The following is a 25,121-nucleotide window of genomic DNA, read 5'->3' as shown; positions in this document are numbered from 1 at the left end:
AAATATCCGTGAATGATAAGCGTCTAAAATCATTGATTGAACGAATTGTGCTGAGTCGCATTAAAGCTAAAGTCTCTAAAGCCTTAGTTTATACGTATTGATATGAGTGATTTAGCAATAGCAGGTAACCTATTTTTGATATGAACCTCCACTTGGACACTGACAACATTCAACAGAATTTAAAAAATGGAGAGTCTGAATTAGGGGGAAAACTTGAACGCTTGAAGCTTTTAAAGACTTTGACTTAGGGGGATCAACCCGATCTTAAAATTAGAATGAAGACAGTATGGTGGCCACACATAAACTGCCTCCCAATCAATTCTTGTCATTAGCATGAGAATAACAATTGTTTTTCTAGTGAGACTTCTTTCTTCTCGCTCAGATAGACTACTTTTGTGGTCTTGACTCTAATGACCTCCATGACCTCTATCACGCCCAGACGAAATTATTTTATGTTTATCACCTGCGGCGAGGCTAACGTCGTGAGTTCCCACTCACACAGGGAGGAGTATTAAGCTTTGTTTGATGGAAGATCGTGAGATTCCACTCACACTGGACCAAGAGGGGATCCACAGCAATCCCCTCTTGGATCACCTTGCCGCCCCTGACGAAGTTAATATCCTCACACTCCAATTAAAAATACGCTAACGTTTCCGATGGGGCATCCTGCCCCGCGAAAACTAGTTGAACATATATGGACATCTCACCTAATTCAAGTGATATTTTTAAATACGTGTTTCGGTAACTTCGATGGGGATCTTAAAGAAAAAGCAGTGAGCTGCTTCGATTTAGGCTTGGTTGAAATTAAAGGTTAATAAGATTTGTGAGTTAGATCTTTGTTTTTCTGTGTTTTAGTTCAAATGGGTTATTTTGGAATAAGAGCTAGGTTGGTAGTCTAGCTGAATAGAATTAATTGTTTATTGTGTTTAGTTAATCGGTGTCAGCAGAGGTTTGTTTTATTAATCGTTTTTAGTAGTTCATATCAGTAAGCGTATAGCTATTTCTAATACAGCTCTTGACTGAATAGCTTAATTTTACAGCTGATACAAGGCAAGGAAAAACACAATGTAACATGTTAAGTGGTTGCCCTTTACTTATTTAATGAGATGAATGCTTAGTGAAGTGACATAGTTAATTTGACGGTCTAGATTTGATGTAGTAAATAAAGATGATTGAAACAATGACACATAAAAAAATAGGTCTATATATAATATCCATAGCTCTACTTTTTGTTTTTATATTTGTTTTGAAGGTAGATGTACCAATCTGTTATGTGGATGGTTGTAAATTTATAGGTGTAAGTGAATTATTTAAAAAAAACATTATACCGATAATTTGCTTGATATGTTTGTTTTGGGCATTGATCGAGTACAAAAAGTTTAGGTTTGATTTGCAGGGATCTACTAATATTCCTTTTAAAATAAAAAGGATAGAATGTGTTAATTATGAGCATTTAACATTTTTAGCGACTTATGTAATTCCCTTGGTAAGTTTTAACTTTGATAGTGAAAGATATTTGATTGTTCTAGGTGTTTTGCTTGTAGTCATGGGAGTTATATATGTAAAAACGGATTTGTTTTATGCAAATCCATCACTTGCCCTTTTTGGATTTCATATCTACAAAGTTGATGGAAGCTTTAAAAACAATGAAATGCGGGGAGATATTATACTTATTTCCCTTAGTAAGCTTTCAAATAACGATAATGTGTCTTATATAAAAATTGATGATCGTATTTATTATGGAGAAAAGGTAAGAGAATGAATAAGGAAGAACTAAATATAAGCTTAAACTACTTTACTAAAAATATTTGTGATATTGGAATTACCGTATATGTTGTGATTAAAGGCGAAGAAAAGCCAAAGAAACTTGATATTGAAGCAACTGCGTTACCGGACTTAAAAAAGTTGTTTTTGGAAGCCATAGATAAAGATATTGTTAGGAACGATGAATTAGAAGTTGTTATGCTTTCATCGTCAGATGATCGCATAAATGTACTATACGAATATGATATTGATATTCCGAGTGAACTTTCTTCAATAAGTGATGTAAATCAGAGTGATGGCCATAAAAAATTCAATATTGCTGATGATATTGAAAAAGTAACTGCATTGTTAGTTGAGATTGGAAACAGTGAAAAACAAATTATTCTTTATAAAACCATGGCTAGAGTAAATATTTATGGAAGAAAAAGTTTTTTCCTTAAGAAGTCAGATGTTCGTTTTCAACAAATTGATGATGAGTTTTTTAGGATAACTCCTAATTTTCAATTAATACAAGTTGATAAAAATTTAGTTGTTATTGACTTGAAAACAATTGAGAAATTTTTTGGTTTTCAAGATGCAATAAAGAGAGAGGCAAAAGTTGGTATAGAAGCTATTGAGAATATAGCATTACTAGAAAATCCAGAAACTCTTCATGAGCTTGTTGAAGATATGGCTTTCGCTCGAAAACTCACTAGAGTTGCGAACGCTTCTCCAGTGCTAAAAGCTGGCATACCTAACAGAAAAATTATCGAATTCTGCAAAGCATACCCGAATTTAAAAGGAAAATTGCGTTTTAATAGTGATGAAAGTAAAATTCAGTTAGATACTAGAAAATCTAAAAATTTATTTATTCAGATATTGATGGATGACTTCTTAACTTCGGAGCTGACTAACTTTCATTATACTAGTTTTACAAAGGACGAAGCAGCAGAAGTAGAAACTCAAGCAGAGGAACTATCTGAAGAAAGTACTCCTGAAAATACAGAAAGTAATATGCTTCAAGTCGCGTAATTTATACACTATTAATAATACACTTTTAGTTTAGCTGTTAGGTATGGCTTAGCGATTATAGCTAATTATTGTTTTTAGCTTGTTTAGTAAGGTGTGGGAAAGCAAACGGCAGTGCCGATTTAAAATAAAGCCCGACGATTTTTATCGTTGGGCTTTGTTGGGTGAATGATGCTAGCTCACTTTGAAAGTAGGCTTACTTTTCATCCCAAGCGGTAAGAGGAGCCTTCATCCAAGAGCCGTAAGAGGCGTTCGGTAGTACAAACCAATCTTTCCCTAGATGCTCAGCTTGTTGCTGCACTAAATGACGTTGATACTCTGTTGATTTTTTGTTTTTAAAGACAGCATCAAAATCGGCTAAAGTATCACCAAATAACATAATGATGTCATAGTGCTCACGAATAGAAGCGCGGCGCTGTTCCTTTGAGTCAGTATCAAGCAAGACATTGCCATTGCTGACTTGAGGTAAGTCGAGTGCTTTTAGGCTGCTAAGGGTTGCTGCTTTATTTTTTTGCAGGCGATCGGATACATAGAAAATCTTCACATTTTGTGTATCGACATAATCTAAAAAGTCTTTCGCGCCAGGAATAAGAGTGGGTTGGCCTTTTTGCTCCCAATCGCTCCAAGTATCCCAGGTAGTAAAATCGTGACAATTATTCATGTCACGCACTAGAAGTGGGCTATTGTCTATTACTGTTTCATCAAGATCGAGCACGATGGCCATTTTTTGAGTTGATGGCTGCGCTTGTATGATCTGCTTAAAACGCGCAGTTGCAAAAGCATAAGTTTGTAGTTGTAGCGCGGTTATCTCACCCGATTGTTGCTGGTAACTTAATCCCATGGCATTTTCTTTGGCCTTGCAGACATCATTTGCGGTGGCTAGCGCTGTCGTGCTAATAAAAGGAAGACTAAGTAATAATGCTGCGATTGTTTTTTTCATGGATAAAAAACCTTAATATGTTACTTATGGTATTAATATTTAATAATATTAATTTCTTATGTGGTAATTGAATGTAAGCTAAAACATCCAGACGAGTTGTTCAGAGTAGAGTTTTTGGGTTGTCGGACTCTTAACTGACTTCTGATTGTTGAATTGGTTATAACATTAGATGTTTATGATGACGTTAGAGAGTCCAATGATCGGTTGTGAACTCTTGTGTAAATGGATGCTGTTTTGATCACTATATGTCTCTGTGTGAAGAATTTAGATTCTTAGTATTCATATTATTACATGATATTTTACATCCTTACCCTCTTTGACAAAATAAGCATGTATATTCACATAATTTGAGTGATTTACGTTGCGTGAGTTACTGATTAGTTTGGTAAGTGGTTTTTTGTATAAATGTTTAAGTTAATTCTTTGTTTGTTCGGTTGTGTCTCACTTTGTTATGAATATGCCTTAAGTACCTCATATGCTTTAGGCAATGGTTAGTTGAGTTGTTTTGCTTCTTTTTCGAGCTGAATGATTGCTTTAGTATGGGCTTTGGCGTAGTTCATACTTTGTCCTGTTTGCGCCATTTGTAAACGCTCTACGCCAAAACCACCTGTTTCTGATTGTGGCTCTTTATGTAGTAGAGAAATATGGAGTGTCAATGACTCTATCGGATCCAATATGCCTTCATCAATATATGATATATGGACTGCAGAATGACAATTTAAGGTAGACTTGGTTTGTTTATTTATGCGTTTATGGTGAATATTTAGAGTAAACGAGGTGTAAATAACTTTTTTATGACTATTTATGCGCTAAACGCCCATAGAATACGCTTGTCTAATTCCATTTTTCTAATCTTTATGCATTAAAAGCCAATCATGGGTGAATAGAGTTTGTGAAAAACTGGCATTTTGATCACATTTTAGCTAATAATGTCCTTATCGTAATACAAGTCGCCGTGTAAGCCCCAAGTTTTGTGGGGGATATTAGGTGACTACGGACGGTTTTTACCGTTATAACTAGAAAGGATCAGAAGCAATGAGCATTGACATTAATTTAACAAGAGCCCAATTTGATGAAGTCATGGTGCCTAATTATGCGCCTTCGGCTGTTATTCCTGTGCGCGGTGAGGGTAGCCGAGTATGGGATCAGACGGGTAAAGAATTTATCGATTTTGCTGGTGGTATTGCGGTGAACTGTCTAGGGCATTGTCACCCTGCATTGGTGGGCGCATTAAAAGATCAGGGTGAGAAGTTATGGCATTTATCCAATGTGATGACCAATGAGCCAGCATTAGCCTTGGCGACTAAATTGGTGAATGCGACCTTTGCTGATCGCGTTTATTTTGCCAACTCTGGTGCAGAAGCGAATGAAGCGGCCTTAAAACTTGCTCGTCGTTTTGCGTTAGATAAGTTTGGTCCTGAGAAAGATCAAATCATTGCGTTTGACAAAGCCTTCCATGGTCGTACGTTTTTCACTGTGAGTGTGGGTGGTCAAGCCGCTTATTCTGATGGTTTTGGCCCTAAACCTGAGAGTATTTCTCATGTGCCTTTTAATGATATTGCGGCACTTGAAGCACTGATTTCAGATAAAACCTGTGCTGTGATGATGGAGCCACTTCAAGGTGAAGGAGGTATTATTGATGCTGATCCTGAATTTTTAGCGGCTGTTCGCGCCCTATGTGACAAGCACAATGCATTGCTCATTTTTGATGAAGTGCAAACAGGTGTGGGTCGTACCGGTGAGCTTTATGCGTATATGTCATCGAATGTGGTTCCAGATATTTTAACCACAGCAAAAGCCTTAGGTGGTGGATTCCCAATTGCCGCAATGCTCACCAAAGCGGATATTGCCACTCACTTGAAGATTGGTACTCATGGTTCAACCTATGGTGGTAACCCATTGGCGTGTGCTGTGGGTAATGCTGTGCTTGATGTGGTTAATACTCCAGAGGTCTTAGCGGGCGTGAAAGAGCGTGAGCAATTGTTCCGAGATGGATTGAATAAGATTAATGAAAAATATGACGTTTTTTCCGAAGTACGTGGTAAAGGATTATTAATTGGCGGTGTAATGAATGAGACGTTTGCAGGCCGAGCAAAAGACTTCCTTGTTGCCTCTGCCGAAGAAGGGCTAATGTGTCTCATTGCGGGCGCTAACGTTGTGCGTTTCACGCCTTCTTTAGTGATTTCACATGCAGATATCGAAGAAGGTTTAGCACGTTTTGAACGTGCTGTCGCTAAAATATTTACGGCATAAAACGGGTAAAAAGAGCCTTATAAATTAAGGCTCTTTTGTGTTGGCTGAAGGAATGCTGAGACATGAATGCTATCAGCAGTTTGTCGTGCTTTTGTCAGGCATGGAAGGAGTTGACAGCCAAGTTACAATGAGGAGACATCATAGATGTTAATTATACGTCCTATTCGATCGAGTGATTATGAAGCACTCCATCGCATTGCAGAAGAGTCCGGTCATGGATTTACCTCTTTACCCGTCAATGAAAAACTACTGAAAAGTAAAATTGCCCGAGTAGAAGCTTCTTTTCAAAAAGACATCATAGAGAGCCCTTTTGATGAAGGCTATTTGATGGTGCTTGAAGATACCGACACGCAAGAAGTCGTCGGTACTTGTGGGCTCGAAGCCGCTGTAGGAATGGAAGATGCCTTCTATCATTACCGTTTAGGCACAGAAGTGTATCACTCTAAACAGATTGATGTACGTAATGAGGCTGAAACGTTAACCCTGTGTCATGATTATACGGGGGCGGCAGAGCTGTGTACTTTGTTTTTACGTGATACTTATCGGAAAAATAATAATGGACGCATGCTGTCTCGTAGCCGTTTTTTATTTTTAGCCCAGCATGCCCATCGTTTTGGTGATACTGTGATAGCTGAAATGCGCGGCGATTGTGATGCACAAGGCAATTCCCCTTTTTATGGTTGGTTGCAAAAAAACTTTATTGGCATCGACTTTGTCGAAGCCGATTATCTTTCTGGTTTAGGTAAAAAAGCTTTTATGGCTGAAATGATGCCAAAACATGCCGTGTACGTTTGCCTGTTACCAGAAGAAGCCCAAAAAGTGATTGGTGAAGTTCATACCAATACCCGTCCAGCATTAAACCTGCTTGAAGCGGAAGGCTTTAGGTGGCGCGGTTATGTGGATATTTTTGATGGCGGCCCAACGGTTGAATGTAACTTAAATGACATTCGTTCTGTCAGAGAAAGTCGCTTATTGAACGTGACGATTGGCGAGATGCCAGAGGCAACATCAAAATTTATACTCTCAAATACACTTTTAAAAGATTACCGAGCCACTTCGGCGCTGTTAAAGATAAGCGACGATAGCGATGAGGTTATCTTGTCACCGGAATTAGCCGCTGCGTTACTTGTTGAACAAGATCAGCAAGTGCGTATTTTGGCATTGTAGGAAATTAATATGACACAATTTATTCAAGGTCAGTGGATTGCTGGTCTCGGTCACGAAGTGACTTCAAAAAATCCAGCCAATCAAGACACTATTTGGCGTGGACAAACTGCGACACCTGAGCAAGTAGACGCGGCTGTGATGGCTGCGCGTGAAGCACAATTTGATTGGTTTATGCTGGGTTTTGACGCGCGTTTAGCGATTATTGAAGCATACCGTGAGCAGCTAGAAGCGAATAAAGCGGAACTGGCAGAAGTGATTGCTCAAGAAACCGGTAAACCGCAATGGGAAACGGCAACGGAAGCCGGTGCCATGATAGGTAAAATTGGTTTATCCGTTGCCGCTTACCATAAACGTACGGGATCGTCAGAAAATGATACGCCGGCAGGACGTGCGGTATTGCGTCATAAACCTCACGGTGTGGTAGCCGTTTTTGGTCCATACAATTTCCCAGGACATTTGCCGAACGGTCATATTGTACCGGCATTACTTGCAGGCAATACTGTGGTCTTTAAGCCATCTGAGCTGACGCCAAAAGTGGCTGAGTTCATGTTACAACTTTGGCAACAAGCTGGGTTACCTCAAGGGGTGATTAACTTAGTACAAGGTGAAGTTGAGACGGGTAAAGCGCTCGCGTCACATACTCAAATCGATGGGCTTTTCTTTACGGGAAGCTCGCGTACAGGTCATATATTGCATCAGCAAAATGCAGGGGATCCGGGGAAAATCTTGGCGCTTGAAATGGGGGGGAATAACCCGCTCATTATTAAAGATGTCAATGACACGAAAGCGGCCGTTCACGATATCATTCAGTCGGCTTATATTTCATCAGGTCAACGTTGTACTTGTGCTCGCCGTTTGTATGTACAAAAAGGTGAGCAAGGTGACCGTTTATTAGCGCAGCTTGCCAGTGCGGTAAAAAACATACAAGTGGGCCCTTGGAATGCTCAGCCGCAGCCATTTATGGGCAGTATGATCTCTGAGGCCGCCGCAAAAGGCATGGTGACAGCTCAACAATCTTTGATTGACTTAGGTGCGACTAGTTTAGTGGAGCTGACTCACATTGAAGCGGGAACGGGTCTCGTTTCTCCAGGCTTGATTGATGTCTCTAATGTGTCAGAATTACCGGATGAGGAGTATTTCGGTCCACTATTACAAGTGGTACGTTACAGTGATTTTGATGAAGCCATTCAACTTGCCAATAATACCCGTTATGGTTTATCGGCTGGATTGTTAAGCGACAGCCGTGACGATTATGATTACTTCCTTGCTCGCATTCGTGCAGGAATAGTCAATTGGAATAAACAAATTACAGGCGCTTCAGGATCGGCACCTTTTGGTGGCGTGGGCGCGTCAGGTAATCACAGGGCCAGCGCGTTTTATGCGGCAGATTATTGTGCTTACCCTGTGGCGTCAGTTGAAGCAGATGCGGTGAGTTTACCCGCAAGCTTAAGTCCAGGTTTACACCTATAATATGAGGGGGCGTTTTACTGATATTTGTTTCAGTCAGCGTCCTTTTTTCCTGTTGTTTAGTGTATGTTCATTGGGGTTGCTTTTATCTGCTGCTTCAATGTTCTAAAGGAGTGATAAATGCATACCCATGTCGACACACTGTTTGATGCATTGTGGCAAGATTATATTCAAATGACCCCATCGGCGGCAAAAGTGCATCAGCTACTGGCCAATGGCGAGACGATTATTAATGATCATATTGCGCTGCGGACGTTCAACATCGCCAAAGTGAATATTGATGTGTTAGCTAAGCATTTTGAGTCAATCGGTTATGTGGCTTGCGGTGATTATAATTTTGAGGCCAAAAAACTGGTCGCGAAACATTTTGAGCACCCAGATAGCACTCAACCTAAAGTCTTTATCTCAGAACTTCTGGTTGAAGAGTTTAGTCCTGAATTACAAAAGATAGTGACGGGCTTCATTGATGAAATGGATGCCAGTGTTGTCACTGCGGATAATTTTTTATATTCAGGTCGTCATTGGGATTTGAATGCTAATACTTATGAAACATTATTAGCCGAAAGCGAGTACGCTGCTTGGGTGGCGGCTTTTGGTTATCGAGCTAATCACTTTACTGTTTCGATTAATCATTTGCCGAATTTCGAGAATATTATTGATGTAAACCAAGCATTGAAAGAGGCGGGTTTTGTGCTGAATGCGGTGGGTGGTGAAGTGAAAGGCTCGCCTGAGGTATTACTTGAGCAGTCATCGACGATGGCCGATAAAATCAACATGGCATTTAGCGATAAAAACGTTGAAATTCCAAGTTGTTTCTATGAATTTGCTCTACGTTATACTATGCCAAATGGTGAGCTTTATACGGGATTTGTTGCCGCCTCTGCCGATAAAATCTTTGAAAGCACTAACGTAAATTAATATTTTCAATCGGTATTTTAGTTAATATTGGTAATTGAAGAAGCCACTCAAATGAGTGGCTTCTTTTTGGTAATGGGGGAATTGAAATCTAATCAATACTCGATAATTGTGCAGGGTTAATGACTAAGCTTCTAACACCATGAGCTTTCACTTCTTCAAATACATTACTCTCGCACCATTTTCCTAAACTAGTGATGTCCAGTTTTTCACATAGGGGACGTACACTCCAAGTCACGCTTTTATTTGAGCAGTGAAGCTGACTGTATTGGGGGCCAGTGGTAGAACCTAGAAACTCAATGGGTTGTCCTGTATCTAAAGGCAGCGCTTTGGTTTGATAAAAATTGCTATGCTTTTCGACATCATAAGTAAAGTCATTAAAGTTAGTGGCGCTGTCATCATTGACCAGAGTGAACACTTGCGCTTCAACGCGTAAACTTGGATTCACACATTGAGCCGTAGAGCAAGCGGCGAGCCCCACACCGGGCTGGACATCACAGGATGAATAGACCCAATGGACTTCGACAGTATTGCCTGGTATGAGTCCATCACACATATTACCAGGAACAGGCATGACTTCTGCATAATTTAAATTTTGGCTGATTTTACATTGATATCCGCCTCCGAGCCCCTTTGCATCACCTTTTCCGGCATAAATATTAAAGGCTTTCGCTTTGTGCTCGGCATTATAGTGAAAGTGGATATTACATAAATTCATTTGAGTATAAGGTGGTGCAATACCAAATCGTTGACTATTTGCTCCTTCACCTTGTTTGATATTTCTGGGCGCTTGTGGGCCAAACCCTTCACAGGCAAGCTCATCTTCCATTGCAAGCGTGGTTTGAGTGATAAGTATGAGGCTAAAAAGTAAGGCTGAGAGAGACACTTTTTGAATGATTAAGTGCATGGTCAAATCCTTTTGTTCAATAGGGTGTTAGTACTAAGTATAGTGAATAATTAACTCGAATATATTTTTTTAACTTATTGTTTTTAATGTTTAAAATGAAATTGTTATGCTTCTTGACTCTTTGTTCTAAAAAACCGATTAAACCAATAGGTTTTATCCGTTATATTTAATTTAACGCTTGTTCTATTATTCTTGCATCGAAACAAAACACAGACTTTATTTTCGCATTTTGGAGCAAGATATGTATCAATCAATTATCAATACTCAAGTTCAACCTTTCTCAGCAACGGCTTTTCATAAAGGTGATTTTCACCCTGTAACAGAGCAAGATTTACTCGGTAAGTGGTCAGTGGTTTTCTTCTACCCAGCTGATTTTACTTTTGTTTGTCCAACTGAATTAGGCGACTTAGCGGATCACTATCAAAAACTGCAAGACATGGGTGTTGAAGTTTACTCAGTGTCTACCGATACACATTTTACTCATAAAGCGTGGCATGACAGTTCAGATACCATTAATAAAATTCAATACCCAATGATTGGCGATCCAACAGGAAAAATCAGCCGAAACTTCGGTGTGATGATTGAAGAAGATGGTTTAGCACTGCGTGGTACTTTTGTGATTAATCCTGAAGGTCAAATTAAAGTGGCTGAAATTCATGATTTAGGTATCGGCCGAAGTGCATCTGAACTGATTCGTAAAATTCAAGCAGCTCAGTATGTTGCAACGCATGATGGGGAAGTTTGCCCAGCAGCATGGCAGCCAGGTGAAGAGACGCTTGCGCCTTCATTAGATTTAGTCGGTAAAATCTAATCCTTTGTGGTGGCCTACCATTTGAGTGAGAAGGTGAAGTGATGAGTATTCTTTCACCTTCATTAGATTTGGTCGGTAAAATCTAACGTTCGATTGTGAGAAATATTGAGTGACTCTTTGCGAGTTTGAGTCATTCAATTGACCAGGTTGAGCCTGTCCCCCCTGACCGACGGGCTCAATCTTTTTTGTTTTTTGTTCTTTCTTTTATTTTTTCTGTTTAGAGCCCGTGAGCCATTATTGTTATCTTAGGAGTCGTTATGTTAGATGCGAATGTGAAAACTCAACTGAAAACCTATTTACAGAACCTTAAGCGTCCAGTTGAACTTGTCGTATCGGCAGATGATACGGCTAAAGCAAAAGAGTTAGCCAGTTTAGCTCAGGATATTACTCAGCTGTCTGACTTAGTGACATTAACCTCACAAGTGGGAGATCGGACGCCTTCAATGAAGGTGACAGCTCCTTTTCAATCCGCTCAAGCGCAAACCAGTATGACTTTTGCAGGTGTGCCCATGGGGCATGAGTTTACTTCTTTAGTATTGGCCTTACTGCATACAGGTGGGCATCCCATTAAATTAGCGCCTGAATTGATTGAGCAAATCAGTGCGCTAACGGGTGAATATCGTTTCGAAACCTATGTCTCCTTAAGCTGCCAAACTTGCCCTGAAGTGGTACAAGCCTTAAATATGATGGCGGCAATTAATCCCAATATTCAGCATGTGATGATCGATGGTGCTTTGTTCCAAGAAGAGGTTGATGAGCGAAATGTTATGGCGGTGCCATCCGTCTTTTTAAATGGTGAGCCTTTCTCCGTTGGCCGTATCACTGTCGTGGATATTTTAAATAAAATTGATGTGAATGCCCAAAGCAGGCAAGCAGAAAAATTAAATGAAAAAGAGCCCTTTGAAGTCTTAGTGGTTGGAGGTGGCCCTGCTGGCGCATCGGCAGCCATTTATGCAGCACGTAAAGGACTCAGAACGGGGATTGTTGCGGATAAATTTGGTGGTCAAGTGGCCGAAACTGTTGGCATTGAAAACTTTATTTCTGTTAAGGCCACCGAAGGCCCAAAACTGGTGGCGAACCTTGAAGCCCATGTGAATGATTATGATGTTGATATTATGGATAATCAGCGAGCATTATCACTTCAGTCTGACAAAAAATTGGGGCCGTTATTTGAACTTGCGTTAGAAAGCGGTGCTGTGATCAAGAGTCGTACTGTATTGTTGGCAACAGGGGCACGTTGGCGTGAAATGAATGTACCTGGTGAGCAAGAATATCGCGGTAAAGGCGTGGCATATTGCCCTCACTGTGATGGTCCATTGTTTAAAGGTAAGCGTGTAGCAGTCATAGGTGGCGGTAATTCAGGCATAGAAGCGGCAATTGATTTGGCCAATATAGTGGAGCATGTGACAGTATTAGAGTTTGATTTAAGTTTAAGAGCCGATGAGGTGTTACAAAGAAAAGCCCGCTCTATGGGGAATATTGACATTATTACTCAAGCCATGACGACGGAAGTGACAGGGGATGGCAAGCGAGTTAACGGGCTTAACTATACCGACAGAGTCACTGGGGAGTCTCATCACATTACACTTGAAGGTATTTTTGTACAAATTGGTTTAGTGCCAAACAGTGAATGGTTAAAAGAGACGATTGATTTAACCTCAAGAGGCGAGATCATTGTCGATGGAAAAGGACAAACATCCATACCGGGGGTGTTTGCAGCAGGCGATGTGACTAACTCGGCTTACAAACAAATTATCATCGCCATGGGCAGCGGCGCCACCGCATCACTTGGAGCATTTGATCACCTCATTCGCAGCCAAGATGAGATGGATGATACCGCAAGGATAGACGAGCAAGCCGCTTAGCGGACATCTTTTATAACGGTTATAACGGACATAACAGTGAATAGTGTTAGAAGGAAAAAGTCGCTATTTGCTCTAAAACGATAATCCATAAAAGAACGATAAATCACAAAAGAGCCGACTCGATAGTCGGCTCTTTTGTGATTTATAGGGATTAATTTTTTGGAAAAAACGATTTTAGTTAAATATTTGATGGTTTTGTGATAAAAATGAGGTAACTTTGAGCTTTTAGAGACAATCTAAAAGTGTCTCAATCATTTCTTAATGCCATGCATGGAACTATTGGTTCAATGCGATGTTGGCAAAGATCTTACAAGGACAATAATAATGATAATGGATATGCCGCAAAACATTGACAGTTTAGATAATGCTGATGTGTATCAAGCCTTACAACAACAGACTGAAATAGTATCCGTCATTCCTGTGACCCAAGCATTAACGCCCACCGGTTTACTCATGAAAGTGCAGACGTTCGTGAAGAAGAGAATGGAACAACCTGATAGTCAAAATACGGCGTTGCTGACTGACAGTGAAACTTGGGTGCCGCCAATGCCGATGAGTGGGGGGGGGCAACCTGACCTCAAAAACACAGCCTTGTTGAGTGATTTTGGAGGCTGGGTACTGCCAGCGCCGAGTAGCGGTGGTGGTCAGCCTGATCTAAAAAATGTGGCTTTATTGAGTGATTTTGGAGGCTGGGTACCGTCGGTGCCGATGAGCGGTGGCGGTCAGCCTGTTCTTAAGTTCAGTACTTTTCTGGTGGCAAGTTAAGGACTGAAAATGGATGTGTGGTTAGTTGCGTTATTAGGGTTAGGTTGTATTGGCTCAAGCGCGATCTATTTTGCCAAACATAAATCGCTGTTATGGTTAGGCGCTTTTGTTGTTGGTGGTGTGTTGGCCCTCACGATATTGATTTCAGTCTTATTTAGAGAGTTGTATTGGTTAGAGAGTACCAGTTTGGGGCTAGCTTTAGTTGTTAGTGTAGTGATGTGTCGACGCTTTCCTAACTGGGCCTATTTATTAGCCATCCCAGCATCGATAAAATTAATCGATCTGTTGTGGCTAAATACGTATCTATTAACCCAAGTGCCCAGCTGGGTGTTTTACTTTACTTATATTGGCTATGACGTGCTGGTAATGGCACTGATTTGGTATCGTGGTCCCATAGCCAATGCTCTCAAGCTCAATGTGCATTATAAACGCTTCGCACAGGAATATTTATTGCTGATTGTATCCAGTTTATTTGTCCTCACAAATCTATTAACGGGTACAGAAGATTTGCTGCGTAATGATGTGTTAGGGCATTATTTTATAGGGTTTGAACCAAGGTTTTTTTATGACATTTATCGCTATGTGCGTTTTCCTTTGAGCATTGCTGAGATGTCAATACTGGTGATGATCAGCTATTTCGCTGTTAAGGCGGGGATCAATCAAAAACAAAGAATGAAGGGAGTAAGACTGTGAAGGAACTGGAAAGTATTGCCAAGCGTTTTGATTTGAGTATCTCTGAGTTGGCGAGAATAATGGGCGTAAAAGAATCTGAGATTGGTCAGTGGCAAGCGGGTGAAGCTGAGCCCAGTAAGGGTAAGTTGTGTAAGTTGTTTGGTTTTATCAGTCGACATCATTTAATGCAAGATTCATCGAGTGAAGAGTTTATGCTGGGTCGTGATGATGTGCAGCCTCAGTGGGAAGAAAGCCAAGTGTTAAATGCCCTTAAACTGGAACTTAGTCAAGCAGATAATGAAAAAGTGCTATCTAAGCTTAATCAAGCCACCTCAACAGCCAATTTATTGTTACTTGCCACCGATGAAAATGAACTACATCACGGCGCGGTGAGCTTGTTATCTGATATTTTGTTTGATATGAAACAGCTTTTAAAAACCTGATGGGCTAATACTCTATTAACTTAGGACCACATCATTTTCGATATAAAAAAGGTGAGCAGAGAGCTCACCTTTTTTATATCGTTTACTTATTCAATACATCACCATGCTTAAATACCCCAAAATAAGCACTAGCATTGAGGTGAGGGCATAAGGTACGGGGTAGCCGATAGCGGGAATGTCACTTTGGCAAATCTCTTGTGCGCCCTTCATTGCCGGCGTGCTATTACGGGCCCCCGCGCAAGCACCCGCTAAAATAGCGGGGTTCATCTTACGAATATAAAAACCGTATAGCCAAGCGAGAAGGGGTGGTATAAGTGCGCCAATTAAGCCTAAAATGGCGATTTTAATGACGACAATGCCTTGGAACGAGTCTAAAATTTTAGGCCCGACGCTGGTGGCCAAAACGGCGACAAACAGGCTTAAACCTATATCTTGTAAGAAGCTGCGAGCGCCTTCACTCATGGGACCGCCAAAAGCGGGATTACGAGTGCGCAGAAAAGAAAAAATAATCCCTGTTAACATGCAACCTGCAGATGTGCCTAGTGCGAAGGGGATCCCTGAAATATTGACGCTTAAATGGCCACAGATGTAACCGATTAATAATGATAGCGCCAAATAAAAGGTCTCGGTGAGTGTACTTTCAACGATGGGCGTGCAGTTGAGTTTGCTTGCGGCTTGCTGAACGCACCAATCCGATCCGGCGACGCGAATAACATCACCCATTTCTATTTGGGTTTGAGGCAGAATAGGCAGTTGATGGCCTTGCCTGAAGAGGGCTTTAAGATACAAACCAAAGCCAATATCTTGGCTCAATTGTGCGATGGGGCGACCAATGTAAGGTGAGTGACCTAAGTGCAAATCGGCGACTTCAATATCGATGTTTCGCGCTCTAGGCTCGTCGACTTCGGTGCCTATGTGGCTCTCACTTTCTGCAATGAGTTGATGGTATTGACCGCGAACGCCGATAATATCGCCAAGTTGGAGTTTGGGATTGTCTACGGCTTTTAATACCTTATTTTGTCGAACAACCCGTAATACTGTGGCCTGAGGATAGAGTTGATACAGGCTTTCAGGTGTTTGATTGACTAATTCTTCATGTTCCACGCGATAGGCACGCACATCGAGCGGTAACACGCCCAGATTGGAAAAACCGGCAGTACTGGGCAGTGCTTCATTGTCTTGTCCTGAGCCAAAATCTTTTTCGGCTTGAGCACCGGCTTGTATTGGATCTTTACCAAAGAGTGTCGGCAGATATTTGATTAAAAGGATGATAAAAATACTCGATAGGATATAACTAATGGCGTAACCTGCGGCAATATTGGCACTGACTTGATCTAAAGTGATGCCATTGGGGGCCTTAAATGCGCCTGAGGTGATGGCTGACTGCGCGACGCCCATTACCGCCGTCACCGTATAGCTGCCAGAGATAATACCTGCGGCATAACCAGGGGCTAGGTTGAATAGCTTGGCGCCCCAAAACACAATGATAAAGTTACTGAAAACAACGATGAGGCCAATTACGACAAAATCCATACCGCCGCGGGCGAGCCCTGAAAAAAACTGCGGCCCGACTTTCATGCCGATGGCATACATAAACATCATTAGAAAAATATCAGAGACGAGCCCTGGCGCATCGATAGTGAGTCCATAAAATGAAAAGGCACTTAGGGCAATGAGTACGCTGACCAGAAGCGTGCCTGCAGTGGCGCCTAAATTAATCCCTTTAATGCTTATTTTGCCTAAAGGGTAACCTAAGCTGATGGCAAGAAATAAAAATACAAACGGATTATTGGCAATATAGTGAAAGATAAAAGCAATCATAGGATTAATTGATACCTTTTTGTGTGACAGAGTATCCGTTTAGGACGCTATTCATTACTCGTTCGAGACTGTGTTAGTTTAATATGACTTAGTTTTCATTTAGTACTGTATGATTTCATTTTTCGTTTAAAGGGGCATGAATTGTTAGTTCCAAACTGTGTGGCTAACATAGTCGCTAATGCACAGTATGGTCAATGGAGCATTTTTTGTGAAATTTTGCGATTAATGACTTGTTTATTCCATTGTCAGTTCATTTCTATTGGGAATAGCGGCTTGCGCACCGTGGCGAGTGACCGTAATTCCTGCGGCTCGATTGGCAAAATGAACCGCATCATATAACGGCAGGCCTTCAGCTAGCATGACCATGAGGGCACCATTAAAAGTATCACCTGCGGCAACAGTATCAATGGCTTTAGTGGGAGAGGTTGATATTAATTGACCTATGCCTTTTTCACTGACATACGCCCCCTGACTGCCAAGTGTAATGATGACGCACTTGACGCCGATATGGTGTAATGCATTCGCGGCTTGCTGCGCACTGGGATCATCGGTGACTTTGATGCCTGTGAGTTCATACGCTTCCGTTTCGTTGGGCGTAATGATGTCGACAAGAGCGAGTAAGCTTGCATCAAGTTGCTTTGCAGGAGCTGGATTGAGTATGGTTTGGCATTGCTTTTGTTTAGCGAGTAATAACGCTTGCCTAACCGTGTCGATAGGGGTTTCTAATTGTAATAGTAAGAAATCGGCTTGCGTGAATAAACCTTCCTGTTTAACTAACATTTCGGGCAATAACTTATCATTGGCTCCCGCATTGACTGCAATGCAGTTTTCACCGTCATCATCGATAAAGATCATGGCACTGCCGGTATTTTCATTATCGATGAATGTCAGTGCCTCAAGGTTGAGGCCATCTTTCTTCCATTGCGTGCACATGTTTTTGGCAATGGGATCGCTTCCTAATGCGCTAATAAAGTGTACTTTAGTGGATGGTGCAGATAAGCGAGCACTGGCGACGGCTTGATTGGCCCCTTTTCCTCCAAATTGTACTTGATAGTTTTGTGTCATACAGGTTTGCCCCGCAGTCGGGAATTGCTTGACGCGCATCACATGGTCGATGTTACTGCTGCCTATAATTAAAAGTGTTGTCATAGTGAAATATTCTGTTTGGCTCTGGTAAATAGTTAGCCTATATATACCCAAGTGGTTTGAATATGCAAGGCAGAGGGCTGGATGGCCTTTTGTTATTCAAGTGTAAAGATGAAATGCAAAGGATGGATTGTTAGGCTTTTGTCTATGCACTATAATGCCGTCAAATCATGACTTTTAAACATGATTTTATTTGGGGAATACGCCCCTTTTTTGTTTTACGTTAATACTGAATGTTGATCTTACATAATAATAATAGGTCGATGTGCAGTGCTAATGGTCAGTTTTTAAGGTGCCGAATACCACTTTTTTATTAGGTGCATTGGGATAATCGGGAAGTTTGTGAAAGTCAAGCACTGCCCCCGCAACGGTAAAGGTGCATTAGATAATATACTCAATATATTATTTAATGCACTCAAGTCCGGAGACCGGCCTTAAAGATGATCTTGATGATTTCGGTGGGCAGATCTCAAGATGCGATGAATAAAGTAAAGTGACTAACCATGAGTATGCTTTAATTTATTTAACGTGACAATTTGCTCCGTTTATCCTTTGGGAGAATAAAGGTAAATGGGTATACAAGTCATAAAAAAAACGCCACTACTAAGCGTTATCAAAAATAGTCCAAAAACGTTTCAATTAACATTATTGTCTTCACTACTGTCTTCAACTTTGTTTTCGACAGCCGCTGTTTCGGCTCCAAATGTCGAAGAAGATAAGATGCAAGATAAGGCAGGCAAACAAAGCGTGTCTTATCCAACGGATCCTAATATCGACGATGTGATCACTGTGATTGGCCGAAATATCAATACGCCATTGAATATTGCTGCCAATGTGAATGTTATTGACAGTACAGACATTGCGCTCAGTGGTGCGACGACATTAACGGATGTATTGCGAGGACAAAGCGGGATTCAAATCACCGATAGCAATAGTGGCCCAGTCTTTTCAATGCGAGGCTTTAGTGGCAGTCAAGCCAGCAATAACACGCTTATTTTGATGGACGGTCGCCGCTTAAATAACATCGATATTGCCGCGCCTAGTGTGGATGCGATTCCACTTAATTTAGTGGAAAGAGTCGAGATATTATCGGGGAGTGCGGGCGTCCTGTATGGCGATCAAGCTGTGGGTGGGGTGATTAACATCATTACCCGTTCACCCGAGGATACTGGTGGTCAGGTGCAATTGCTAGGCGGGACACATGATACGGTTGAAGGCCGAGCGAATGTGTCGGTGAATATTAATGATGACTGGAGTGTTTATCTAGCTGGTAGTCAAAACAACAGTGATAATTACCGAAAACATAACAGCAATAACACAGGCTCAATATTAGGTCGCCTGCAATACCAAACGGCAGTGGATGATTTTTTTGTTGAAACTAGCTATTACGATAACGAGCAAGACTTACCAGGATCCTTAAGCGCTGAACAATATCAAACCGATCCTCGTCAAGCGGGAAGCGTAATAGGCTGGCAACATGAAATGACCAATGCCAGTCGCAGCGGTTATCGCCACCAGCTTAATGATATTTGGGCATTGTCAGCGGATGCGACATATACCGATTCATTAATTAATTCCAGTTATACTTTTTCTACTGGCCCGAGTGTGTTGCAAACTGAGCGAAGTTTGTTAGAACTACAGCCCAAAGTAACGGCGAGTTTTCCGACCGATGCGGGGGTTATTAATCTGATTTCAGGTGTTGATTATCACTTAGGCGATGCAAAGTATACCGCTTCTTATATGAATCGTACCGATGACCAAAACATGATCAGCGCCTATAGCCAAGTGACGGTGCCATTAACTTCATCCCTAAGCTTAGTGACGGGAGGGCGTTATGCTTATGTCGAAGATGAATTAACCGATATGACAGCGTTTCCAGAGGGCGCTGATTTAGACAATGATGCGACGGCATTTGAATTGGGCCTGAATTATAGACCGACAAATGCGCATCGTTTATATGTGCGGGTTGAGACAAATTATCGCTTCGCAAAAGTCGATGAGCAAGCATACACTTCACCCGGCGTGTATGGCCTAAAGCCACAAACGGGTGAGTCTTATGAAGCTGGGTGGGATTGGGTTGGCGTCAAGCAAACTCTTAGGGTGAATGTATATCGTCTCGATTTAGAAAATGAAATTTTATACGATTCATCGGCTGAATCACCTAGTGGTGGGTATTATGGCGCGAATATTAATGCTGATCCCAATCGGCGTTATGGTGCGAGTCTCGATTGGGACTGGCAAGTGTTAAGTGCTTGGCAAGTTGGTCTAGATTATAATTATATTGATGCCGAATTTACCCATGGAGAGAATAAAGGCAAAGCCTTGCCTTGGGTCGCCAAGCATACGGCGAGAGCCTTTACCAGTGTCGATGTGACTGATGATTTACAAGCCTTTGTTGAGGCTGTTTATCATGGCCGCCAATATTTGCAAGGGGATTTTGCTAATGCAGGCCCAAAACTCGATGGGTATACGCTGACGAATATCGCGCTTAATTACACGCTTAATGATTGGCTTGGCAGTATTCGGGTGGATAATGTGTTTAATCAAAAATATGCCAGTTCTGGTATCTACCAATATGGCGCTGATACTTATTACACCGGTAGCGAAAGACAATTAACCATGTCTATTGGTTACAGCTTTTAGTTATCGTTATTGATGCTAACACCGCTTTCATGTTGAATGAAAGTGGTGCTAGCGTCTAGTTCACCACTTAAAAGGTGTAGTTTAACCCTAGGCTGAATTGGGACATTTTTGTTTTTAGTTTTGAACCATAACCACTTTTTATATCTGCTTCGGCATATTCGTAACCAAAGCGTAATGCTAAGTGATGATTGAGTGAAGTATTAAGTCCAGCTGCTAAGGTATATACCCAAACCACTTGAAAGTGCATGTTTTCAGAGCCCGTAAAAAGGCTTAATTCAAGGCGCATTATTGAAAGAATGCTTATTGCCTTTTGAGGTGATGCAACGTAGAAGTTAGTCTTTTTACAGGCTCCCAACGGGCTGGTTTAAAACACTTTTATTCTGCGTTATTGAATATCAACTTAGAATAACTAAGCCCTCAACTCAATGCCTTGCCTAAACGCGTTTTAATTCCAGCTGAATCCTGCATCTTCAAGTGGTTTGGGTATAACCCCAACCTTCGGTTTTATCACTGGGGTGAGACATAAAGTAGGTTTCATCGAATAGGCTGACAGTTCCGTCCATTGATAATTTTGTATAATTAACGCCTAATTTACTATAAAGAGACAAGACGTCATTGAGCTGTAAAGTTAATTTTGGAGTCAAACTATAAGTGGTCGTGGATATGTCCCATTGAGAATAAACCGTTGCGATCCTTTGATTGCCACTATTATCACTGTACTCGAGGAGAAGTTCCTCGTTTAGGTGGTAATTTCCCGTTTTTGACATTTTACCTTCTAATGCGAACCAGTCATTAAATTGATAACCAGTGTATAAACCGTAGCTTGTAGCGCGATCATCAATTGTTAAACGAGCAATTTCTAGGTTAGTATTGCCAAATTCCCCTCCAAGATAGAACCCTTCGGTGTTTGCGATGGCTGAAGTGCTACATGTTGTGGAAAAGATTAATGCGGGAATGATAGTTTTTTTCATGTTTTTTAAATGATTATATAAGTCTTGCTGAATATTAGGTGGCGGAGGTTAGCATTGGTTTTTAACAATTGAAACACTGTATAAACTAAAGTATGAATACGTAATATTGAAGGTTTAGTGAGTGTTCAGTGGTTTGATTGACATTTTTAATGATGACATTTTTCATCAAAATGAAAAAAGGGTCGCTTTAGGCTGTTATCGATTACTTTGCAGTCAATTCTGATACTTATGTTAAATTATGAGTAATGTGCTTAAAAATTGATGACACAAAGTGGTAGATTAGAAGTGAGTGCGAATAATTGAATTTTATAAGTAAAAATAATGAGTTTTGATTGTAAATTTTGATTTAAATCCTATTTTTACCCCCTAAAATAGCAGAAACTTGTTAAGCTAGATAAGATTAGGCGTTGTTTCATTTAAAGAACAAATGACGTTGTTGTTAAATAATATTAAAAATAAGAAGGTTTAAAACTTCAGATGACAGATCTTGAGCAGCAGGTATTTACTCAAGTACATGCGATTATTGGCAATGAAGAGCAAGTAATTGGGCGAAGAGGGATCCTTATTCCTTTAAAGAAAGCGATTATAGCCCAGAGCGATGTGCGCAATGTGATTGATATTGTCTCATCGGATCCCGCTTTATCGGCTCACTTATTATGGCGGAGTCACTGTGCAGATTGTGTGGGGATGGGGACGCATAGGAATCGATCATTAAAAGACGCTTTGGTTCGTTTAGGTCAGATTAATATTTATCGTTATGCGTTTAGTTTTTATTTAAAAGAGCGTTTGGATGAATTAGCCGAACCTTATAAAAAGTTGGTTCAGGGTTATTGGACCTTGACTGAGGAGATTGCTAGTGAGGCTTTGGAAAGTTTACAAGGGATAAAAAGCAAAGGGATTAATCCTGATGAGGTACAAACGTTAGCATTATTCAGTGTATTCGGTGAAATTATTGTATTGAGCGCATTTGCCTACTTAAATGACACCGCACTAAAACCTTATCCTTTAGGTGTGCTGAAGTCGTTAATCGATAACCATCAACAAACATTGACTCTGCAAGCCTTTGCACAATTAGGGCTCGACGATGATTTACGTGATGAATTTATGATTGCTCATAACTTACAAAAAACCACTGAAATGTCTTCGTCAGGAATGATATTGCAGGCTATTTTAGAAAAAAGAAACTTATTACTTAATCCTAAAGTTTAATGATATTTTTCTGACTGACCTCAAGGGTGAATTTGAGGTCGGCTTTCCCTTTTTTATTGCGCAATTTATGCTGTTGTATTTCTTTTCAATCCTTCTTTACTGACGAGGTTAAGCCAATCTTGAGCTAACTTTCCTGTCGAGTTATTAGGACGATATGCACCGAATAAGGGCCTGATTAACCCTTCTTTACCAAGTGATATACTGGTTAAACTTAGTCCGTGTGCTTCTTTTATTGACCAAGAAGGGAGCGCAGCGATACCATCTTTACAGGCTATTCTTTGTAATAGCATCATGGTGAGATCACAATGGATCTGCGGGCCTAGTTTAATGCCAGCAGGCTCTAAAAAATGGCGATAAATATCCATTCTTTCAATAGGGACGGGATAGCTAAGAATAGGATGTTCGGCCAATTGTTCTGGCGTCACATAAACTTCATTCGCTAACGGATGATCGCTTGCAACTACCAGTTTAACTTCAAAATCGAATAGGTGCTGGTATGCTACAGATTGATTGGGCACAGGATCAGAGGTCAGTACCACATCAAGAGATCCTGCTTCTAATGCATCAAGAGAGTCAAAGAGATATCGGCTGGATAAATCTAAATTGGCGTGTGAATGCTGCTCTCTGAAGGTGGTCATGACAGGCATTAACCAGCGAAAGCAACTGTGACATTCAATGCCGACACGTAGTAAGTGATTTTCCTCATTTAAACCTTGTTTTAATTCATTTTCTGTTTCCATGACCTTAGGCAGAATATCCTCTGCAAGTTGCAGCAGTTTTACTCCTTCGGCTGTAAAGGCTAATGGTTTGCTTTTTCTAACAAAAATCGCTGAGCTTATTCGAGTTTCGAGCTCTTTTATTTGATGAGACAAAGCCGATTGAGTCACGAAACGTTTTGCTGCTGCCCCTGCCAAACTACCCGTTTCTTTTAGGGCGATTAGAGTACGTAGGTGTCTAAGCTCTATCATTTTATCTCCACATGAATATTGCTCGTGTTGCTCTTTAAATCAATTCGATGGCAAAGAATGAGACTATCACAACACACGTCTAGACGTCCAGACGCCTGAGCGAACTATTTGTAGCGAAATACAACTAGGGTGTGTTATCCCATATTTAGATTATTAATAAAGGGAGTTGATGTGAAATTGTTAGCTTAGGTTTTCCTCGCATGGGCCGTTAATACGAACTGAAATGGGTCCTAAAAATATTGCAGACATGTCTCTTTCAAGCTGAGTAGCTGAGTGAAGCCAAAAGATGAATTGAAACGTGTGTGAAACAATACAGATGCGCCAACTGTGTAAAACTTTAATGTTACCAAATGTTGTTTAAATGTATTTGAATCGGTACTTATTGACTGATTTTTTTGTATTTTAAGTATATTGATGCTGAACTGATTTGTGTGTGATATTTTTAGCGTTTGTTTTGGCTTTATGAGGAAGGTGCATGTTATCTCTTGTCACTCGGGCTTTTCCTTTTTTGATATTGTTAGTGGTAGGAGCCGCTTTTGTGCAACCTGCATTTTTTATCGACTTCAAAGGAAGCATTTCCCCATTACTTGCAGTGATCATGCTCTGTATGGGATTAACCTTAACACCTTATGATTTTTCTTTAGTTTTGAAAAAAAAGCGAGTGATAGGATTAGGGGTATTATTACAATTTATCTTAATGCCGTTATTCGCTTTTTTTATTGCTAAAGCTTTACAGTTAAATGCTGATTTATTCGTTGGTATGGTATTGCTGGGAAGCGTAGCAGGGGGAACGGCTTCTAATGTTATTTGTTTTTTAGCAAAAGGTAATGTGGCATTATCGATTACGATGACTGCAATATCTACCTTATTAAGTGTTGTTTTCACGCCACTTCTCGTCCAACTGCTCGTTGGTAAAGTGGTCGATGTGCCTTTATTAAGCATGCTGTTGAGCATGATGAAAATTGTGCTGCTTCCTGTCTTTATTGGTTTATTGATTAATACCTTTTTATCTAATGTGATGAATCGTGTGGCTCAATGGTTGCCTTTACTGTCTATGCTATCTATTGCCTTTATTATTGGGATTGTTGTGGCGCTTAATAGCAATAATATCGCATCAATGGGAGTTATGGTGATGTTAGCGGTGGTATTACATAATGGACTGGGATTATTGAGTGGCTATTGGGGAGCGAGATTGCTTGGCTATGAAGAAGCAATTTGTCGTACTATTGCCATTGAAGTGGGAATGCAGAATTCAGGGCTTGCTGTTGCATTATCAATGAAATTTTTTAATCCGATTACAGCGCTGCCTGGGGCCATTTTTAGTGTTTGGCATGTATTGTCTGGAAGTCTATTAGCAAGTATATGGTCGAATAAGACATAAGTTAA

The 25,121-nt window shown here is 40.7% G+C and carries 23 protein-coding genes and 1 riboswitch; of the genes, 15 read left to right on the top strand and 8 right to left on the bottom strand.

What is annotated here, in order from left to right; genetic code table 11:
• Window positions 1-525 precede the first annotated feature (525 nt).
• The 3 genes from Q0779_RS11400 to kwaB all read left to right on the top strand — a co-directional run bounded on the left by Q0779_RS11400 (window position 526) and on the right by kwaB (window position 2,775).
• A complete protein-coding gene (locus Q0779_RS11400; protein ID WP_298772679.1) occupies window positions 526-648 on the top strand; it encodes a hypothetical protein in 123 nt (40 codons plus the stop codon).
• Between the two features lie 520 nt (window positions 649-1,168).
• Window positions 1,169-1,762, top strand: coding sequence for an anti-phage protein KwaA (kwaA, locus tag Q0779_RS11395; RefSeq protein WP_298772678.1), 594 nt, complete (start codon window positions 1,169-1,171; stop codon window positions 1,760-1,762).
• The gene (gene kwaB / locus Q0779_RS11390; RefSeq protein WP_298772677.1) at window positions 1,759-2,775 is read left to right on the top strand and encodes an anti-phage protein KwaB; all 1,017 of its coding nucleotides are present in this window, start codon (window positions 1,759-1,761) and stop codon (window positions 2,773-2,775) included. Before kwaA ends, kwaB begins: the two co-directional genes overlap by 4 nt.
• 193 nt (window positions 2,776-2,968) lie before the next feature.
• Here the strand turns inward: kwaB and Q0779_RS11385 are convergent, their stop codons facing one another.
• Both Q0779_RS11385 and Q0779_RS11380 read right to left on the bottom strand, forming a co-directional pair.
• On the bottom strand, window positions 2,969-3,712 hold the full coding sequence (locus Q0779_RS11385; RefSeq protein WP_298772675.1) for a 5'-nucleotidase, lipoprotein e(P4) family: 744 nt from the start codon (window positions 3,710-3,712) through the stop codon (window positions 2,969-2,971).
• Window positions 3,713-4,203: 491 nt separating this feature from the next.
• Window positions 4,204-4,386 (bottom strand): hypothetical protein, encoded by a 183-nt coding sequence (locus tag Q0779_RS11380; protein WP_298772674.1) that lies wholly within the window; start codon window positions 4,384-4,386, stop codon window positions 4,204-4,206.
• 361 nt (window positions 4,387-4,747) lie between these two features.
• Here Q0779_RS11380 and Q0779_RS11375 point away from each other — a divergent pair, with 361 nt between their 5' ends.
• The 4 genes from Q0779_RS11375 to Q0779_RS11360 all read left to right on the top strand — a co-directional run bounded on the left by Q0779_RS11375 (window position 4,748) and on the right by Q0779_RS11360 (window position 9,517).
• Window positions 4,748-5,965, top strand: a complete 1,218-nt coding sequence (locus tag Q0779_RS11375; protein ID WP_298772673.1) for an aspartate aminotransferase family protein — start codon at window positions 4,748-4,750, stop codon at window positions 5,963-5,965.
• A 144-nt stretch (window positions 5,966-6,109) separates the two neighbouring features.
• The gene (gene astA, locus Q0779_RS11370; protein WP_298772672.1) at window positions 6,110-7,132 is read left to right on the top strand and encodes an arginine N-succinyltransferase; all 1,023 of its coding nucleotides are present in this window, start codon (window positions 6,110-6,112) and stop codon (window positions 7,130-7,132) included.
• A gap of 9 nt (window positions 7,133-7,141) precedes the next feature.
• On the top strand, window positions 7,142-8,602 hold the full coding sequence (astD, locus tag Q0779_RS11365) for a succinylglutamate-semialdehyde dehydrogenase (RefSeq protein WP_298772670.1): 1,461 nt from the start codon (window positions 7,142-7,144) through the stop codon (window positions 8,600-8,602).
• 117 nt (window positions 8,603-8,719) lie between these two features.
• On the top strand, window positions 8,720-9,517 hold the full coding sequence (locus Q0779_RS11360) for a DUF1338 domain-containing protein (protein ID WP_298772669.1): 798 nt from the start codon (window positions 8,720-8,722) through the stop codon (window positions 9,515-9,517).
• A gap of 88 nt (window positions 9,518-9,605) precedes the next feature.
• Here the strand turns inward: Q0779_RS11360 and Q0779_RS11355 are convergent, their stop codons facing one another.
• The gene (locus Q0779_RS11355) at window positions 9,606-10,421 is read right to left on the bottom strand and encodes a delta-class carbonic anhydrase (protein ID WP_298772668.1); all 816 of its coding nucleotides are present in this window, start codon (window positions 10,419-10,421) and stop codon (window positions 9,606-9,608) included.
• 241 nt (window positions 10,422-10,662) lie between these two features.
• Here Q0779_RS11355 and ahpC point away from each other — a divergent pair, with 241 nt between their 5' ends.
• The 5 genes from ahpC (at window position 10,663) to Q0779_RS11330 (ending at window position 14,977) form a co-directional block, all read left to right on the top strand.
• Window positions 10,663-11,232 (top strand): alkyl hydroperoxide reductase subunit C, encoded by a 570-nt coding sequence (gene ahpC, locus Q0779_RS11350; protein ID WP_298772667.1) that lies wholly within the window; start codon window positions 10,663-10,665, stop codon window positions 11,230-11,232.
• A gap of 257 nt (window positions 11,233-11,489) precedes the next feature.
• Complete coding sequence (gene ahpF / locus Q0779_RS11345; RefSeq protein ID WP_298772666.1) at window positions 11,490-13,097, top strand: alkyl hydroperoxide reductase subunit F; 1,608 nt, start codon at window positions 11,490-11,492, stop codon at window positions 13,095-13,097.
• 336 nt (window positions 13,098-13,433) lie between these two features.
• Window positions 13,434-13,862: a hypothetical protein gene (locus Q0779_RS11340; protein WP_298772665.1), complete on the top strand. Its 429-nt coding sequence runs from the start codon at window positions 13,434-13,436 to the stop codon at window positions 13,860-13,862.
• Window positions 13,863-13,871: 9 nt separating this feature from the next.
• Entirely contained in the window at window positions 13,872-14,555 is a 684-nt protein-coding gene (locus tag Q0779_RS11335) for a hypothetical protein (protein WP_298772664.1), read from the top strand.
• Entirely contained in the window at window positions 14,552-14,977 is a 426-nt protein-coding gene (locus tag Q0779_RS11330; RefSeq protein ID WP_298772662.1) for a helix-turn-helix transcriptional regulator, read from the top strand. Before Q0779_RS11335 ends, Q0779_RS11330 begins: the two co-directional genes overlap by 4 nt.
• Window positions 14,978-15,067: 90 nt before the next feature.
• On the opposite strand, the gene Q0779_RS11325 is transcribed toward Q0779_RS11330, so the two are convergent.
• Window positions 15,068-16,798, bottom strand: a complete 1,731-nt coding sequence (locus Q0779_RS11325) for a transporter (RefSeq protein ID WP_298772661.1) — start codon at window positions 16,796-16,798, stop codon at window positions 15,068-15,070.
• A gap of 234 nt (window positions 16,799-17,032) precedes the next feature.
• Window positions 17,033-17,947, bottom strand: a complete 915-nt coding sequence (gene rbsK / locus Q0779_RS11320; RefSeq protein ID WP_298772660.1) for a ribokinase — start codon at window positions 17,945-17,947, stop codon at window positions 17,033-17,035.
• Between the two features lie 270 nt (window positions 17,948-18,217).
• Window positions 18,218-18,396: riboswitch (cobalamin riboswitch) on the top strand.
• A 268-nt stretch (window positions 18,397-18,664) separates the two neighbouring features.
• Between rbsK and Q0779_RS11315 the strand changes: the two genes are divergently transcribed.
• A complete protein-coding gene (locus Q0779_RS11315) occupies window positions 18,665-20,587 on the top strand; it encodes a TonB-dependent receptor (protein WP_298772751.1) in 1,923 nt (640 codons plus the stop codon).
• 67 nt (window positions 20,588-20,654) lie between these two features.
• Here the strand turns inward: Q0779_RS11315 and Q0779_RS11310 are convergent, their stop codons facing one another.
• Window positions 20,655-20,873, bottom strand: a complete 219-nt coding sequence (locus Q0779_RS11310; protein ID WP_298772659.1) for a hypothetical protein — start codon at window positions 20,871-20,873, stop codon at window positions 20,655-20,657.
• A gap of 184 nt (window positions 20,874-21,057) precedes the next feature.
• Window positions 21,058-21,558, bottom strand: coding sequence for a porin family protein (locus Q0779_RS11305; RefSeq protein ID WP_298772658.1), 501 nt, complete (start codon window positions 21,556-21,558; stop codon window positions 21,058-21,060).
• A 477-nt stretch (window positions 21,559-22,035) separates the two neighbouring features.
• Here Q0779_RS11305 and Q0779_RS11300 point away from each other — a divergent pair, with 477 nt between their 5' ends.
• Window positions 22,036-22,767, top strand: coding sequence for an HDOD domain-containing protein (locus tag Q0779_RS11300; protein WP_298772657.1), 732 nt, complete (start codon window positions 22,036-22,038; stop codon window positions 22,765-22,767).
• Window positions 22,768-22,832: 65 nt separating this feature from the next.
• On the opposite strand, the gene Q0779_RS11295 is transcribed toward Q0779_RS11300, so the two are convergent.
• Complete coding sequence (locus tag Q0779_RS11295; RefSeq protein ID WP_298772656.1) at window positions 22,833-23,735, bottom strand: LysR substrate-binding domain-containing protein; 903 nt, start codon at window positions 23,733-23,735, stop codon at window positions 22,833-22,835.
• A 475-nt stretch (window positions 23,736-24,210) separates the two neighbouring features.
• Between Q0779_RS11295 and Q0779_RS11290 the strand changes: the two genes are divergently transcribed.
• Window positions 24,211-25,116 (top strand): bile acid:sodium symporter family protein, encoded by a 906-nt coding sequence (locus tag Q0779_RS11290; protein ID WP_298772655.1) that lies wholly within the window; start codon window positions 24,211-24,213, stop codon window positions 25,114-25,116.
• The last annotated feature ends 5 nt before the right edge of the window (window positions 25,117-25,121 follow it).

The sequence above is a fragment of the uncultured Shewanella sp. genome, assembly GCF_947491715.1.
Taxonomy (GTDB): Bacteria; Pseudomonadota; Gammaproteobacteria; order Enterobacterales; family Shewanellaceae; genus Shewanella.
This window is presented reverse-complemented; position numbering and strand designations above follow the sequence as displayed.